This is a genomic window from Amycolatopsis sp. NPDC048633 (assembly GCF_040650695.1).
In the GTDB taxonomy this organism is placed as follows: Bacteria; Actinomycetota; Actinomycetes; order Mycobacteriales; family Pseudonocardiaceae; genus Amycolatopsis.
The window spans coordinates 126222-139642 of sequence record NZ_JBEZHS010000002.1 but is presented as its reverse complement, the minus strand read 5'-3'; the positions used below and the strand labels follow the sequence as shown (position 1 = coordinate 139642).

The 13421-nt window shown below is 71.3% G+C and carries 17 protein-coding genes; 4 read left to right on the top strand and 13 right to left on the bottom strand.

Annotated elements, in window-relative coordinates; translation table 11 throughout:
- Positions 1–14 precede the first annotated feature (14 nt).
- Both AB0C38_RS07115 and AB0C38_RS07110 read left to right on the top strand, forming a co-directional pair.
- Positions 15–734: an ABC transporter permease gene (locus AB0C38_RS07115; protein ID WP_360667897.1), complete on the top strand. Its 720-nt coding sequence runs from the start codon at positions 15–17 to the stop codon at positions 732–734.
- 29 nt (positions 735–763) lie between these two features.
- On the top strand, positions 764–2200 hold the full coding sequence (locus AB0C38_RS07110; RefSeq protein ID WP_360667894.1) for an alpha/beta hydrolase: 1437 nt from the start codon (positions 764–766) through the stop codon (positions 2198–2200).
- A gap of 49 nt (positions 2201–2249) precedes the next feature.
- Here the strand turns inward: AB0C38_RS07110 and AB0C38_RS07105 are convergent, their stop codons facing one another.
- A complete protein-coding gene (locus AB0C38_RS07105) occupies positions 2250–2672 on the bottom strand; it encodes a MarR family transcriptional regulator (protein ID WP_360667891.1) in 423 nt (140 codons plus the stop codon).
- A gap of 78 nt (positions 2673–2750) precedes the next feature.
- On the opposite strand from AB0C38_RS07105, the gene AB0C38_RS07100 reads away from it, so the two are divergent.
- The gene (locus AB0C38_RS07100; protein WP_360667888.1) at positions 2751–3266 is read left to right on the top strand and encodes a hypothetical protein; all 516 of its coding nucleotides are present in this window, start codon (positions 2751–2753) and stop codon (positions 3264–3266) included.
- Here the strand turns inward: AB0C38_RS07100 and AB0C38_RS07095 are convergent.
- From AB0C38_RS07095 to AB0C38_RS07080, 4 genes are all read right to left on the bottom strand, one after another.
- Positions 3244–4152: an NADP-dependent oxidoreductase gene (locus tag AB0C38_RS07095; RefSeq protein ID WP_360667885.1), complete on the bottom strand. Its 909-nt coding sequence runs from the start codon at positions 4150–4152 to the stop codon at positions 3244–3246. The two genes, AB0C38_RS07100 and AB0C38_RS07095, sit on opposite strands and share 23 nt — an antisense overlap.
- Before the next feature lie 12 nt (positions 4153–4164).
- Entirely contained in the window at positions 4165–4803 is a 639-nt protein-coding gene (locus AB0C38_RS07090; protein ID WP_360667882.1) for an HD domain-containing protein, read from the bottom strand.
- A 160-nt stretch (positions 4804–4963) separates the two neighbouring features.
- Positions 4964–5209 carry an ATP F0F1 synthase subunit C gene (locus AB0C38_RS07085; protein WP_360667879.1) on the bottom strand — a complete coding sequence of 82 codons (246 nt, stop codon included), beginning with the start codon at positions 5207–5209 and terminating at the stop codon, positions 4964–4966.
- A 275-nt stretch (positions 5210–5484) separates the two neighbouring features.
- Positions 5485–5973, bottom strand: coding sequence for a MarR family transcriptional regulator (locus AB0C38_RS07080; protein ID WP_360667876.1), 489 nt, complete (start codon positions 5971–5973; stop codon positions 5485–5487).
- 111 nt (positions 5974–6084) lie between these two features.
- Here AB0C38_RS07080 and AB0C38_RS07075 point away from each other — a divergent pair, with 111 nt between their 5' ends.
- On the top strand, positions 6085–7275 hold the full coding sequence (locus AB0C38_RS07075) for an FAD-dependent monooxygenase (protein ID WP_360667873.1): 1191 nt from the start codon (positions 6085–6087) through the stop codon (positions 7273–7275).
- A 3-nt stretch (positions 7276–7278) separates the two neighbouring features.
- Here AB0C38_RS07075 and AB0C38_RS07070 read toward each other — a convergent pair whose 3' ends face one another.
- From AB0C38_RS07070 to AB0C38_RS07035, 8 genes are all read right to left on the bottom strand, one after another.
- Entirely contained in the window at positions 7279–7785 is a 507-nt protein-coding gene (locus AB0C38_RS07070; RefSeq protein ID WP_360667872.1) for a hypothetical protein, read from the bottom strand.
- Between the two features lie 64 nt (positions 7786–7849).
- Complete coding sequence (locus AB0C38_RS07065; RefSeq protein ID WP_360667869.1) at positions 7850–8827, bottom strand: helix-turn-helix domain-containing protein; 978 nt, start codon at positions 8825–8827, stop codon at positions 7850–7852.
- Between the two features lie 17 nt (positions 8828–8844).
- Positions 8845–9855 carry a YdcF family protein gene (locus tag AB0C38_RS07060; protein ID WP_360667866.1) on the bottom strand — a complete coding sequence of 337 codons (1011 nt, stop codon included), beginning with the start codon at positions 9853–9855 and terminating at the stop codon, positions 8845–8847.
- Positions 9852–10703, bottom strand: a complete 852-nt coding sequence (locus AB0C38_RS07055) for a phosphatase PAP2 family protein (RefSeq protein ID WP_360667863.1) — start codon at positions 10701–10703, stop codon at positions 9852–9854. Before AB0C38_RS07055 ends, AB0C38_RS07060 begins: the two co-directional genes overlap by 4 nt.
- An 84-nt stretch (positions 10704–10787) precedes the next feature.
- Positions 10788–11405: a hypothetical protein gene (locus tag AB0C38_RS07050; RefSeq protein ID WP_360667860.1), complete on the bottom strand. Its 618-nt coding sequence runs from the start codon at positions 11403–11405 to the stop codon at positions 10788–10790.
- Positions 11406–11434: 29 nt separating this feature from the next.
- Positions 11435–12574, bottom strand: a complete 1140-nt coding sequence (locus AB0C38_RS07045) for a hypothetical protein (RefSeq protein WP_360667857.1) — start codon at positions 12572–12574, stop codon at positions 11435–11437.
- Positions 12571–12906 (bottom strand): hypothetical protein, encoded by a 336-nt coding sequence (locus tag AB0C38_RS07040; RefSeq protein WP_360667855.1) that lies wholly within the window; start codon positions 12904–12906, stop codon positions 12571–12573. The genes AB0C38_RS07045 and AB0C38_RS07040 overlap by 4 nt, the downstream gene beginning before the upstream one ends.
- Before the next feature lie 22 nt (positions 12907–12928).
- Positions 12929–13414 (bottom strand): YbaB/EbfC family nucleoid-associated protein, encoded by a 486-nt coding sequence (locus tag AB0C38_RS07035; RefSeq protein WP_360667852.1) that lies wholly within the window; start codon positions 13412–13414, stop codon positions 12929–12931.
- Positions 13415–13421: the final 7 nt, after the last annotated feature.

The window sequence follows — 13421 nt, the reverse complement described above, 5'->3', positions numbered from 1 at the left end:
AAAGGACCTCCGCCATGCTCACGATCGCTCGCGGCGAGCTGATCCAGATCTTCCGCAACCGGCTCGTCCTGGTCACCGCGCTGGTGCTGCCGGCCGCGCTCAGCGCGTTCTTCGTCGCCAAGCACGACCTCTTCACCGAAGTCGGCAGCCTCGGCTACATCGCCACGCTGGCGTTGTTCTTCGTGGCCGGCATCGGGCTCTACACCACGACGGTGACCACGCTGGCCTCCCGCCGCCAGAACCTGTTCCTCAAGCGCCTGCGCTCCACGGCGGCGGGCGACGCCGGCATCCTCGGCGGGCTGCTGCTGCCGATCACCGTGCTGTCGGTGCTCCAGATCGCCGTCATCCTGGGCGCGCTGGCCATGGTCGCCGGGACGCCGGCGAACCCGGTGCTGCTGGTCGCGGCCGTGGTGTCCGTCGTGGCCATGATGCTCGCGCTCGGCCTGGCCACGGCGGGCCTGACGAACTCGCCCGAACACGCGCAGGTCACCACGCTGCCGGTCAGCCTCGGCGTGATCGCCGTGTCCGGCTGGGTCGGGGTCACCGGCACCGGCGACCTCACGCTGCTCAAGCGCCTGCTGCCGGGCGGCTCCGCGACCGAGCTGGTGCTCGACGCCTGGAACGGCGGCCGCCCGGTCGCCGACTCACTGGTCCTCTTCGGACCGACCTTGGCCTGGGTCGTCGTCGCCGTCGTGCTGGCCACGCGGCTCTTCCGCTGGGAACCGCGCCGCTGACCGCGGCGCGAAACGAGAGAGGGAATCCGATGCGCACAACCTTGCTGGCCGTCGCCGTCGCCGTGCTCGGCGCGACCGTCGTGGTGCCGTCCGCGGCCGCGGCACCGAACGCACCGACCTGGGGCCCGTGCCCGGCCGGAGCCTTCCCGACGCCGGACCTGCAGTGCACGACGCTGAAGGTCCCGCTGGACTACCGGAAGCCGGAGGGCCGGATGATCGACGTCGCGGTCTCGCGCCTGCCGAGCAAGAACCCGGAGAAACGGCGGGGCGTCCTGCTGACGAACCCGGGCGGGCCCGGCGGCGTCGGGCTGGACTACCCGCAGCTGCTGAAGCTGGTGAAACTGCCGCAGAGCGTGCTCGACGAGTACGACGTGATCGGCTTCGACCCGCGCGGCGTCGGGCGCAGCACCCCGGTGACCTGCGACCTGACCGCGGACCAGATGGCCGTCGGCAACCTGCCGTACGCGCACGGCCCGGCCGACGTCGTCAAGCAGGCGAAGCTCGCGAAGACGGAAGCCCGGCAGTGCGCCGATGCGGCGACCGGGTCGATGCTGCCGTACGTCACGACGGCGAACACCGCGCGGGACATGGACCGCATCCGCCAGGCGCTCGGTGAGTCCACTGTGTCCTATCTCGGTGCCTCGTACGGCACGTACCTGGGTGCGGTGTACACGAGCATGTTCCCCGAGCGCAGCGACCGGTTCGTGCTCGACAGCAACCTCGGGCCGGACGGCTACGACATCGGCGCGATGCGCGGCTTCGGCCGTGGGATGGAGGACCGCTTCCCGGACTTCGCGAAGTTCGCCGCGGCCCACCCGGAGTACGGGCTCGGCACGACGCCGGCGCAGGTGACCGCGAAGTACTACGAGCTGGCGACGCGGCTGGACCGGGCGCCGGTCGAGGAATTCACCGGATCGGTCTTCCGCGGCCTGACGTTCGAGGGGCTGTACTCCACCGACCTGAAGCCGCTGGCCGAACAGTGGCAGACCCTGGACCAGGGCCGCGCGCCGAAGCTGCCGGTCCCGGCCGGGGCCGAAAACCTCCTGTCGGCCCGGTTCGCCGTGCTGTGCGGGGACACGGCCTGGCCGCGGTCGGTGGCGGGCTACCAGGTCGACGTGGCGGTCGACCGGATCCGGTACCCGCTGATCGGCGCGGCCACGGCCAACATCGCGGCGTGCGCGTTCTGGCCGTCGGCGCCGGTGGAGCCGAAGGTCCGGATCACCGGCCGGGGCCCGGCGAACGTGCTGATGGTGCAGAACGAGCGTGACCCGGGGACGCCGCTGGTCAACGCCCGCAAGCTGCGCACGGCGTTCGGCGACCGCGCCCGGATGGTGACGATCGACCAGGGCGGCCACGGCGCCTACCTGTTCTCGCCGAACCAGTGCGGGAACAGCACGGTGACCGAGTTCCTGGAGACCGGCTCGCGCCCGGCGCACGACGTGTTCTGCGCCGCGGAAACCCGCTGAGTCCCCCGGAGCCGCGTCGCGAGCACTTCCGCTCGCGGCGCGGTTCCGGCTACCGCCCGAGCGCCCGCGTCTGCTCCCGCAGGACGTCGATCGTGTGCGCCACCCAGTCCGCGATCACCCCCTGCTCGGCCGGCGAGTAGCGCGCTGTCAGCTTCGCCATCGCCCGGTCGAGCCCGGCGAAGACCGCTCCGAACGCGCCGGGCACCGCCGTGATCACCAGCCGGCGCCGGTCTTCCGGGTCCGGCGCCCGGTGGGCCAGGCCCGCCCGCTCGAGCCGGTCCACGACGCCCGTGACCGCTCCCGGCGTCAGTCCGATCTCCTTGGCGAGATCCCCCGCCGAGACCGACCCGGCGCCCGCGATCACCGCCAGCGCACGCTGGTCCACCGCGGTCACGCCCAGGCTCGCGCCCACCGCCTCGTGGAACGCGACCACCGCGGTGCTCAGCTCCCGTCCGGCATCCCGACCTTCCATGCCGTCACTTTACCCGGCCAGATATTTCAGTATGCTGAACTAAATAGTTCAGTGAACTAAAGTATTGGAGCTGGGGCCATGAGCGAACTGAAGCGGGCACTCGAAGTGCCGAGCTGGGCGTGGCGCTGCTACACCGGGCACCTCGGCCTGGTCGTCGGCCTGTCGTCGGTGGCGTCGGTCCAGCGGTTGATCGTCGTCAACTGGACGCGGGAGGTCCCCCACGGCGTCGCCCTCGCGTCCGAGGTCGTCGTACTGGCCGCCCGGATCGCGCTGGTCGTGCTGGTCTGGCGGATCGCGATGCGCGGGCAGACGCTGCGCTGGAGCGCCGCTCGCACGTTCGTCCGCGAGCACTGGCGCAGCCTGCTGTGGCAGGGCGCGTTCCTCGGTGCGGCGTTCGCCGTGTTCGAGGTCCTGGCCGAGCACGTCGTGTCCGCGCTGCTGCCGGAAGCGGCCCGGCAGACCTACCTGGCCGTCCTGCTGTTCGTGAAGAACCCGACGATCATCGCGCTGACGTTCCTCTGGTGGATCGGCGTGCTCCGCCAGGTCTTCCGGGTGCCCGAAGGCCGGCTCGTCAGTCCGTCGCGACCTGGATGATCGTCTTGCCGGGGGTGCGCCGGCGGCGGGCGAACGCGTCGGCCGTCTCGGCGAGCGGGCGCACCTCGCCGACCAGGAGCTTCAGGCGTCCATCCCGGACCCGCTGGGCCAGGTCCGCGAGCCGGGCGCGGTCGGGTTCGACCACGAAGAAGACGGCGCGGCCATCCTGCGGCCGGACCGTCGGCGGCTCGGCGATGGTCACCAGGGTGCCGCCGGGACGCACCAGCGCGGCCGACTTCGCGAGGACGTCGCCGCCGATGACGTCGAAGACCACGTCGGCTTGCTCTCCGTCGGCGTCCGGACTCTGGAAAGCGTGGGCACCGAGGCCGAGCACGAGGTCGCGAGCGTCGGGGCGGCCGGTCGCGATCACCCGGGCACCCGCCTCGCGGGCGAGCTGGACGGCGATCGAGCCCACGCCGCCGGCGGCACCGTGGATCAGCACGGTCTGGCCGGTGGTGAGCCCGCCGTGGTCGAACAGCCCTTGCCACGCGGTCAGCCCGGAGATCGGCAGCGCCGCGGCCACGGTGAAGTCGATGTCGGCGGCCAGCGGCGCGAGGTTGCGCGCCTCGACGGCGGTGTACTCGGCCAGTGCGCCGTTGCGCGTCCAGTCGGCGAGGCCGAACACGCGCTGACCGACGGTGAGGCCGGTGGTGCCGTAGCCCAGCTCGGTGACGACCCCGGCCAGCTCGTGCCCGGGCACGCTGGGCGTGCGGTCACGGCCGGCGCGGTCGGTCCAGCTGCCGGGCCAGCTGAGCTCGCCGGGGGTGAAGCCGGCGGCGTGGACCCGCACGATGACGTCGTTCTCGGCGGCGTGTGGGTGGGGCACGTCGGTCAGGGTGAGCCCGCCGATACCCGCGTCCCGGTCGGTGGCGGTGATGGCTTTCATGACTGCTCCGGTTCAGCTGGGCCAGGCGGACCCGAGGACGCGCTCGACGGTGGTCGTGCGCCGGAACCCGGGGAGGAAGTGTTCGATGACGTCGGCGTTCACGGTGCCGTTGGTGGTGTCCGGGCGGTTCTTCTGCCCCTCGAAGTAGGCGGCCAGGAACTCGTTCTTGAAGTCGCCCCGCGGGTGCGCGGCGACGATCTCGGCGACCCGGTCGGTGTCCAGCTCGCCGAGCCCGAACCCGACGATGTCGGTCAGCACGCCGAAGTGCGTGGTGGCGATCTCCGGGCCCATCCGGCCGGGGATGCCGGGCGTCGTGTGCAGCGCGATCGCCGTCCACACGGTTTCCGCGGCCGAGGCGGAGAACCCGCGGTCCAGCAGGAACTTGCGCCCATGGTCGGCGCCATCGACCTCGAAGCGCTGCTCCACATCGGAGAACGGCGTCGCGAGCCCGGTGTCGTGGAACATGGCGGCCAGGTAGAGCAGCTCGGGATCCGGGTCCGCACCGAGCCGCTCGGCGTGGATCCGCCCGAAGAAGTACACCCGGCGGGAGTGGTGGTAGACGAGCGGGCCGGCCGTCTCCTGGAGGTGCTTCGTCGCTTCGGCGACCGCTGCGGTGTCGGGGACCTCCAGACCTCCGATGACTTCGGTCATGACTTTTGCCTTTCCTCTTCGAGTTTCGCGACGAGCGCGTCGGGTCAAGAACGTCTCGCCTTCACGCTAGCCCTGATGTTTCGTTACAGTCAAACTATGTAACCTATCCAACACGGACGGCGGCGCCTGCGCGCGGGGACGCCACGCGCAGGCGCCGAGCTCACTTGGTGGACGCGATGAAGTACACGACGATACCGATCAACGCGAGGACTTCGGTCAGCACGAAGGTCGAGTAACCGATCGACTGTAGTTTTCCTCGCGCTTCCGGCTGACGCGCGGTACCATTGATGACGGCCGCGAAAATCAGCCCGACTCCGATTCCCGGGCCGATCGCGCCCAGTCCGTAGCCGATGGCGGCGAGGCCGGGGTTGATGTTGACAGTCTGGGCCAGAACAGCGTCGTTCATGGACATTCCCCTTCACATCGGTCCACGCGCACGCTCGCGTGGAACAAGCGGCTTCTCGTGTCGCGGGCAGCAGAGCAAAGGCGCCGGCAGCACCATAAAAGGCGGCGGCTGCGTCAGGTCGATTGATCTCGCCGGGCAGGAAAGCAGACGGGGCGGGAATTCATCGGAACCGATGGTTCGAACACGGCAAGGATATCATCAAATAGGGCAGAATGCCTGTGCACGGAATGCGTTACCGCGGTTCGCTCAGAGCGAACCAGCGGACGCCGCGAAGGTCAGTCCTCTTCGCTCGTCGCCGAGAGGAACGCCGCGAGGTCATCGGTGAAGCGCAGCAGCAGGTCGTAGAAAGTCCGGCGGTCCGTCGCGGACCACCCCGACAGGGCCTCGCCGAACCAGCCGAGCACCGTGGTGACGTACCGGTCGGCCAAGTCGGCGCCGTCGGGGGTCAGCTCCACCAGGCGGGCGCGCCGGTCGTCGGGGTCGGCCAGGCCGTGCACCAGCCGGCGGCGTTCGAGGATGTGCAGGTGCCGCGTGACGTGCGGCCCGGCGACCTGCATGCGGTCCGCGATCTCGCCGACGCGCATCGCCTTCCCGGTCATGTGCAGGGCGAGGATGATCGACAGGCCCGGCCGGTCGAGGTCGGCGCCGACCTGCTTCATCGCCCGCTCCCCCAGGCCGCTGCGGTTCATCAGGTTGCCCAGCTGCACGAGCCGGGGCAGCACGGCACGCAGCTCGGGCCCGTCGCCGGTTTCGGTGGCGGCCATCACACCCCTTAGATAACTAACTTAGGTATATAGTTGCCTCATGCCGCAGGTACTTCCTCGGCATTGTCGCACCTGCGACATAGATACCTAACTTAGCTATCGGGGGTTGTCATGAACACCACACCACGCACCGTCCTGATCTCGGGCGCGAGCATCGCCGGTCCCGCGCTGGCCTTCTGGCTGCGGAAGGCCGGTTTCGCCGTGACCGTCGTCGAGAAGTCGGCCACGATCCGGGACAGCGGCTACCCGATCGACATTCGCGGCACCGCCCTGGACGCCGCCCGGCGGATGGGGATCCTGCCCCGCCTGCGGGACCTGCACATCTCCACCCGCCTGCTGACCTTCCTCGACACCGACGGCAGCGAGATCGCCGCCCTGGAGCCCAACGCGATCGTCGGCGGTGTCGAGAGCGAAGACGTCGAGATCCGCCGGGGCGACCTCACGAGCACCCTCTACGACCTCGTGCGCGACGACGTCGACTTCCGCTTCGGCGACAGCATCGAAACCCTGACGCAGCACGAAAGCGGCGTCGACGTCACTTTCCGGAGCGGCCGGCAGGACACCTTCGACCTGGTGTTCGGCGCCGACGGCCTGCACTCGAACACCCGCGAGCTGATCTTCGGCGACGAAGAGCAGTTCCACCACTACCTCGGCTACAGCTTCGCCGGGTTCACCATGCCCAACGACTTCGGCCTCCACCGCGAAGGGCTCACGTGGAGCACCCCGGGCAAGGGCGCGGCGCTCTACGCGGTCCTCGAAAGCAAGGAAATCCACGGTTTCCTGGTCTTCGCCCGCCCGAACCCGCCGATCGAGGCGTTCCGGAACCCCGACGCCCAGCGCGATCTGGTCGCCGGGACCTTCGCCGGCGAAGGCTGGGAGATCCCGCGCATGGTCGAGGCGATGCGCGAGGCGGACGATCTGTTCTTCGACGTCGTCAGCCAGATCCACCTGCCACGGTGGTCGGACGGCCGGGTCGCGCTCGTCGGCGACGCGGGGTACGCGCCGTCGTTCCTGACCGGCCAGGGCACGAGCCTCGCCCTCGTCGGGGCGTACGTCCTCGGCCACGCGCTGGCCACGATCCCCGACCACACGGCGGCCTTCGCGGCCTACGAGAGCCGGGTGCGGGACTTCGTCGAACGCAACCAGGCCTTGGTGAGCGAAGGCAAGGCCACGCTGTTCCCGGCCACGGCGGAGGCCCTCGAAGAGCGCAACGCCGCGCTCCGGAAGCTCACGAAGGTCCCGGCGCCCACGCCGCGGCCCGAGCACTCGGCGCTCACGCTGCCGGACTTCCCCACCCGCTGAGACTCACCCGTCCAGGTGGGCGGCCAGGGCTTCGGCCGCTTCGCGCGGCGTGCACGCGCCGATCAGCACGTGGGCGGTGAGACCGTCCACCAGCGCCGAGGTCGTGCGAGCCGCGCACCCGCCTGCGGGATCCGTGGTGGCGACGCGGGCGTGGAGATCCCGGTGGGTGGCGCCGAAGCGCAGACGCAGCGGGTCGGCGAGATCCGGGCCCGCCGCCGAGCGGACGAGCAGCCCCAGCCACGACCGGTGCACGGCGAGATCCGGCGCCGCCTGCCCGGCCAGCGTGCCGAGCAGGCCGGGCTCGTGCCGTGCGGCGGCGATCCGGCGGTCGACGGCGTCGACGGTGTTCGTGAGGGTCAAGCGCAGCAACAGTTCTTCGGCGGCGGCGTGGTGCGCCACCCACTCCGGTGACCGCCGCGCCTCGGCGGCGACGGCCGGCGCGGTCACCGCCGCCAGCCCGTCCCGCACGATGATCCGCACCACCGCGTCCGCCACGTCCGTCCCGCGCATCCCCGGCCTCCCTGCCCCGATCCGTGCTCCCATGGTCGCCGTGGCGACCGCGGGGGCACGACGATTAGGGCACGACCGAATCGTCGTGCACCAGGCCGGCACCGCGCGGGGTGCGTTCGTAGAGCACGACCCGGCCGGTGCGGCGGGACCGCACGAGGTTGTTCAGCCGCAGCACGGCGAGGTGTTCGCTGACCGTCGCGGGCGTGACGCCGAGGTGCTCCGCGAGCTCCGTGGTCGACCGGGGCAGGTCGAGCAGGACGAGCAGCGCCGCCCGGCTGCGGCCGACGAGGTCCGCCAGCGGAGCCCGCGCGACCGGCGGCGCCTGTTCCCACAGCCTGCCGACCCCGCGCGCGGGATAGCCGATCGACACCTGGTCGTGGCCGTCGCAGACGCTGATCCGCGGCCAGCCGAACGCGCTCGGCTTGAGCAGCACGCCCACGCCGTTGACGAGGTGCCGGACGTCGTGGTGGGGCAACAGGATGCGGAGCCGGTCCCCCGCGTACTCGATCTGCGGGTGGAGGTCGTCGAAGAGCCGGGCGAGCCCGCCGCCGGTCAGCATCGCGGACCGGTGGGCGAAGTCGGCCTCGTGCAGCGAGCACAGCCGCGGCCACACCGGCTCGATCACCGCGCGCCAGTACGCGGCGAGCAGGTCGCAGAGCGGCCCGAGCGCCCGCGCGGGGTCGTCGTGCAGCGGCCGCAGCACCGGCGGGATCTCCGCCGGCGCCCAGCTTTCGTCGAAGTAGCACCGGACACCGGCGTCGTCGGTGGCCCGCACGCGGCCGAGCTGGTCGTCGAACGTGTCGGCGGGCCCGGTCAGCGGGTTCAGGAATCCGGGGAAGGCGTGGTCGAGCGACAGCAGGGTGAAGAGAACCGTGAGGTCGAGGCCGGCCAGCCGGCTGCGGGCCATCGACACCCACGGGCGGTGGAGGTCCACGCCGCGGCGGCCCGCCAGGACGTCGACGCTGCCGCGGAGCTCGTCCATCGGCGACCGGGCGAACCGCACCTTCGCCAGGTCGAGCGTTCCGAGCACCAGCTCGATCACCGGGCCGATCCTACGCGCTAGAAGGCCTTCAGCACGCTCGCCAGGATGATCGTCGCGCCCACGATGCCGTTGAGGACCCGGTGGTCGGCGATGATGGCCACGAACTCGCGCAGGGTGGCGCTCGGCCAGAAGTACCACGCCGTCGGCGCGCCGATCACCTGGCCGTTCACCTTGACCTTGCGGGCGATCAGGGCCGCGCGCAGGACGTGGAAGTTGTTCGTCACGACGACGCAGCGGTAGCCGGGCCGCCGCTCGCGCATGAGGCCGGCGCTGAACGCCAGGTTCTCCCGCGTGGTCCGCGACCGGTCTTCGAGCACGATCCGCTCGCGGGCGACCCCGCGGTCCACGAGGTAGCCGGCCATCGCGTGCGACTCCGGCAGGTCCTCCCCCGGCCCCTGTCCACCCGAGGCGACCAGCAGCGGCGCGCGCCCCTTCCGGTCCTCGGCGTCCAGCAATCGCCGCCCCCGGTCCAGCCGGCCGGCCAGCAGCGGCGGGACGTTCTTCCCGCCGAGCAGCCCGGACCCGAGGACCACGACGAAGTCGAGCGGGCGGCGGCTGCGGATCCGGCCGTAGACGAGCGAGTAGAGCAGGAAGCAGACGAACAGGAACGACAGGTACGCGACGATCCCGTCGACGCTGTCGCGGATCGCCTCCAGCGGTGCCCAGCCGAGCTGCCCGACCACGAAGTCGAAAACGATCAGCGCGACGATGCCCACGCCGGCCGCCAGGGACAGCAGGTTCGCCGGGCGCCGGCCTTCGCGGCGCAGCATCGTCACGCCGTTGCCGATCAGGAACACCGCCAGCACCACGATCGTGAGCGGGATCAGGGCGAACAGTCCGAACGCGACGATCGCGGCGGCTTCCGGCGAGACCGACGCCAGCAGCGCCAGCATGGCGACGCCGAAGAACGCGAGGGCGAAGAACAGGTAGAAGCCGTTGCGCAGCTTGCGGCGGTCGAGCAGGAAGCTGACCAGGAAGACGGCGGAGCAGAAGACGGCCGCGGCGAGCGGGATCAGGGCGGGGTTCACGCGATCTCCAGCCGGCGCCAGGTCGCGAGGAACGCCAGCGCCGCCGCGATCGACCCGAACGAGGCGAACGAGCTCGCCGCCAGGTACACGACCCAGGCGTTGTCCCGCACGGTTTCGTCGTAGCCGCCGCCGGTCAGCGACGCTCCGATCAGGACGGTCCCCAGCGCCAGGAACACCACCCCGCCGAGCGCGGCGACGGTCACGACGAGCACCCGCGGGATCCGCCGCGGCCCGTCGTGGCGGCGCACGGCCCCGCGGCGCGCGAGCCACCACGACGCCAGGCAGGCGAGCCCGAGGGCGATCGCGTCGGCGGCGAGGGTGTCGGAGAGCCGATGCCACTTCGCCGTCACCGTGTACGCGCCGATGCCGACCGCCCAGGAGAGCAGGAAGAACAGCGTCACGCCGCGCCAGCGGTAGGGCACCACCAGCAGGGCGGCGAAGAGCACGGTCATCGCGATCGTCGTGTGCCCGCTGGGCAGGCTGTTGTCGGCGTAGTGCCCGGTCAGCGGCACGAGCGACGGCCGGGGCAGCACGTACCGCTTGAGCGCCTGCGTCACGAGCTGCCCGGCCACGATCACGCCCACCGCGGCGAAGGCGAGATCCACCCGCCGCCGCAGCAGGCCGACGAGCGCGACCAGCACGACGGCGGCGGCCAGCGAGTAGACGGTGATCCGGCTCAGGGTGTCGTCGGCGACGGTCTGATCACGCGCCGCGGCTTCGTCGGCCCCGCGCAGTGCGGCGTTCTCCAGCGCCTGGCCGGGAACCGTCCAGACGGCGAGGAAGTAGACGGCGACCGCGACGACCGCGCACACAGCCGCGACGACCAGCCAGCGACGGGCGGGAACCAACCGGGACCTCCAACGGGTGCGGCACTACTCCGAACAGAGTAGTTACCACCCGTCGCCGGCCGCACACTGAGGGTTCGAGGCCGGTCAGCGCTCCGGCCAGTGGACGACGTCCGGGTACTCGTGGAACTGCCGCAGGTGCCGGTCTTCGGTCCGGCCCTGCAGCGGGAACTTGAACCGCGAGCCGTCCGGCCAGGTCAGCGTGCGCTTGCGGAAGCTGACCGCCGGGGCGTCCGGGCCCCGCGCCTCCCAGAGGATCCGCGGTTCGGGCGCGTCCTTCGGATCCAGGTACGTCGACCCGGTCTCCACCAGCGCGACCGACGTCGGCGAGCACACCAGCCACGGGCCCTTCGCCCGCCGGAGCCGGTCGAGCGGCTCGAGGACCCGGGCGTCCGCCGGGCCGCTCACGTCGGCGGCACGCTCGGCCTTGCCGCCCCCGCCGCCACCGCTGCCGGCCGCGCTCGCCAGGTACGCGACGAACCCCACGGCGGCGCCGATTCCGCGCGCGACGTTCCCGAACGCCCGCAGCACGGGCTGCGAGCCCTCGACCGTGCCGTCCTCTCGGCGGCCGGGGACGTCGAACCGCAGGTCCGTGTCGCCCAGGCGCAGCACGATCACCGGCTCTTGCCACTGCTCGCGCATCAGTGCTTCCACGCGCTCCCGGAACCCGGGGCGCACGAGCGCGGCGTCCTTCACGGACTCCATGCGGTCGCCGAGCTCGACGGCCTTCCGCTCTAGATGTCCAAGTTCCGCCGGGTCTCCTCCGGACTCTGGTCCCCGCCGATCGCGCTCTTGTCGAACCACGGTTCGTCCTCCTCCGGGGTGACGGCTTCCTTGCCTTCGGTGAACGCCGTCTTGCCGGCGGCGATGCCGGCCTTCACGCTCGCGCCGGCGACCAGCGGGCTCGCGCCTACCGACGTGCCGAACATCGTGGTCAGCGCGCGGTTGCCGGGCGTGAACGGCACGCGGGCCGTGTTCTCCAGCGTGTCGAGGCCGAACCGCGACTCCCCGGCGTACCGGCCGAGCCGGAACTTCCGCGTCATCTCGACGACCTTCGTCGAGTACTTCGCGAGGAACTCGATGAACGTGTCGAGCAGCTTGCCGAACTTGCCGAGGTAGCGGGTGACCTTCTGCAGCACGCTCGCGGCCTTGGCGATGGACGCCGTCATCGCGGCGGCGACCGAGCTGCCGAAGCTGATCACCGAGGCGGCCAGCGCCGGCAGCCAGATGGTGATCAGCCAGGACACCAGCTCGGTGATGATCGCCTTGATCACCTCTTCGATGACCTGCATGACCATCGACCACATCTGCAGCACTTCGGAGACCGACCCGGCCGCCGAGCCGACACCGCGGATGCCGGAGGAGAAGTCGCCGAGCGCCTCCTTGGCCGCCTTGCCGGCCTCGTCGACCCATTCGGCCAGCGCCGTGTCGCCGGTCTTCTCGAAGTCCTCGGCGAGCGCGACGAAGCCGTGCGCGATCGTGGCGAAGTTCTCCGACGCGTGCCCGATGGCCGGGCCGTCGCCAGTGACCGAGTGCAGCGCGTCCTGCAGCGGCTGGACCAGCTCGAGCAGCATGTTCAACCCGTGGCTGACCAGCCAGCCGATCGGGTCCATCGCGAAGGTGACCATGTCGGTCGCGGCGGCGCCGACGAACGCCGCGCCGTCACCGACCAGCGCCTTGCCCGCCGAAGCCAGCTCCCCGGCGCCGTCCGCCGAGGCGGCCTGCTGGGCGTGCTCGGAGATCGACTTGCCGGACTTGTACAGGGTGCCGACCACCGGCGTGGCCTCCGCCGCGCGGTCGAGGTTCGCGCTCGTGCTCTCGTCGTACGGCTGGACGTCCAGCGCGTCCGCGATGCTCCGCTTGGGCTCGGTCACTTGCCCCCTCCGATCGCGTCGATCTCCGCCTCGTACCGGCCGAAGGCGATCACGCCCGCCTCTTCGGTGCCGCGGTACATGTCGGCGGCCTTGGTCATCTTGGTGGTGAGCCCGTCGACGCCGTCCTTGAGCTCACCCAGCAGCTCGCGCAGTTCGCCGAGCCGGTCGGTGTAGCCCTGCTTGGCCCAGATCCCGACTACGCCCCAGGCCGTGTCGGTCACGTCGGCGGCATCGATCTTGGCCCCGAACTTGTCCGCTTCCCCCTCGTAGAAGGGCAGCTGACGCGCGTATCCGGCGATCGCGTCGATGTTGGTCTGGATTCCGTCTGGCATCGCGGAAGTTCCCTCGGTCGGTTCAGGAGCGGCGGAGGATCGGGCCCTGGTCGAAGTCGTCGTCGTCCCCGGGTTCGGGGCGGCGTCGCGGCCGCGGCGCCTGCTGCTCCGACGCGGGTTCCGGCGGCGTGGTTCCGAACGCTTCGGCCTGGGCCTGCCGGACCTGCCCGGAGACGTCGACGCCGAGCTGGTCCCCGAACGCGTCGTCGACGATGCCGGCCTGCTGCTGGGCGGCCCCGGCCACGGCCTGGCGCAGGGTGGCCATGATCCGCTGGGCGAGCTGGCCCGCTTCGAGGTGCATCGCGCCGGCGGTGAGCCGCAGGTCGGTGACGGTCCCGCCGGCCCCCGCGACCACCGTCACGGTGCCGTCCGGCGAGGTCACGGTGGTCTCGACCCGGGCGATCCGCTCCTGCATGTCGCCGACACCGGCGAACCGGGCTTCGGCCTGGCGGACCTTCGACTGGAAGGTCTCGAACTGGGCGATCAGCTGGTCCATCTCGGCCGACATCGTCTCT

Coding starts and splice junctions, on each gene's coding strand:
- AB0C38_RS07105 (WP_360667891.1), bottom strand. CDS start 2,672: ATGGAAGGTCGGGATGCCGGACGGGAGCTGAGCACCGCGGTGGTCGCG.
- AB0C38_RS07115 (WP_360667897.1), top strand. CDS start 15: ATGCTCACGATCGCTCGCGGCGAGCTGATCCAGATCTTCCGCAACCGG.
- AB0C38_RS07090 (WP_360667882.1), bottom strand. CDS start 4,803: ATGACCGAAGTCATCGGAGGTCTGGAGGTCCCCGACACCGCAGCGGTC.
- AB0C38_RS07095 (WP_360667885.1), bottom strand. CDS start 4,152: ATGAAAGCCATCACCGCCACCGACCGGGACGCGGGTATCGGCGGGCTC.
- AB0C38_RS07110 (WP_360667894.1), top strand. CDS start 764: ATGCGCACAACCTTGCTGGCCGTCGCCGTCGCCGTGCTCGGCGCGACC.
- AB0C38_RS07085 (WP_360667879.1), bottom strand. CDS start 5,209: ATGAACGACGCTGTTCTGGCCCAGACTGTCAACATCAACCCCGGCCTC.
- AB0C38_RS07075 (WP_360667873.1), top strand. CDS start 6,085: ATGAACACCACACCACGCACCGTCCTGATCTCGGGCGCGAGCATCGCC.
- AB0C38_RS07070 (WP_360667872.1), bottom strand. CDS start 7,785: ATGCGCGGGACGGACGTGGCGGACGCGGTGGTGCGGATCATCGTGCGG.
- AB0C38_RS07040 (WP_360667855.1), bottom strand. CDS start 12,906: ATGCCAGACGGAATCCAGACCAACATCGACGCGATCGCCGGATACGCG.
- AB0C38_RS07050 (WP_360667860.1), bottom strand. CDS start 11,405: ATGGAGTCCGTGAAGGACGCCGCGCTCGTGCGCCCCGGGTTCCGGGAG.
- AB0C38_RS07080 (WP_360667876.1), bottom strand. CDS start 5,973: ATGGCCGCCACCGAAACCGGCGACGGGCCCGAGCTGCGTGCCGTGCTG.
- AB0C38_RS07035 (WP_360667852.1), bottom strand. CDS start 13,414: ATGTCGGCCGAGATGGACCAGCTGATCGCCCAGTTCGAGACCTTCCAG.
- AB0C38_RS07100 (WP_360667888.1), top strand. CDS start 2,751: ATGAGCGAACTGAAGCGGGCACTCGAAGTGCCGAGCTGGGCGTGGCGC.